Annotated in this window: 1 protein-coding gene; it reads left to right on the top strand. The window is 61.0% G+C overall.

The annotated features are described in order from the left end of the window. Positions 1 to 666 (top strand): phospholipase D-like domain-containing protein (locus ACZ92H_RS29405; RefSeq protein ID WP_465051968.1); only part of this gene is annotated, 666 nt, incomplete at both ends.

Below are 666 nucleotides of genomic sequence, written 5' to 3'. Positions count from 1 at the left end.
GTGGAAAACCAGTATTTCCAGTATGAGGAATGGGCCCGGCATTTGCTGGCCGAGCGCAAGAAGGTGGTCGCCGCCTGGAAGGCCGGCAGTGCCAAGGCGGGCAAGAGTCTTGAAGATATGCCGGTCATGCACGTGTTCATCGTCATTCCGGTGCCAGAACGGGCGCAGATGGTGCCGCGCACCCACGACATGCTGGCGGCGCTGGGACAGCACGCTGGCATGACGGGGCAAAACGAGATGATCGACGACTACAACAAGGCGCCGAAAACGCGGCTTGTCAGGGCAGGATTCGGCATTACCGCCGAGGTGGCAGTCCAGTTGCCCGACGTGGTGCGGCATTCCAACGGCATCAACAAACCCGGCGTGATGACGCTCGAGAGCGAATTCGGGCTGAAGGTCTCGGTGGCCATGCTCAATGTCAGCGCGTTCGACAACGACCGCTGGCGCTACCGTGAAATCTACATCCATTCCAAATTGATGCTGGTCGACGACGTGTTCATGACCTTGGGCAGCGCCAACCTGAACCAGCGCAGCATGGCCGTCGACAGCGAAATCAATATCGCCACCGTCGACTATCGCGTGGCCCGCGATTTGCGCAAGCGGGTGTGGCGCATGCATAGCGGCGGGATGGTCGACGGTGGGGGCGGGACGAAGGCGGAGATTGTG

Source organism: Janthinobacterium foliorum, assembly GCF_978021625.1.
This window is presented reverse-complemented; position numbering and strand designations above follow the sequence as displayed.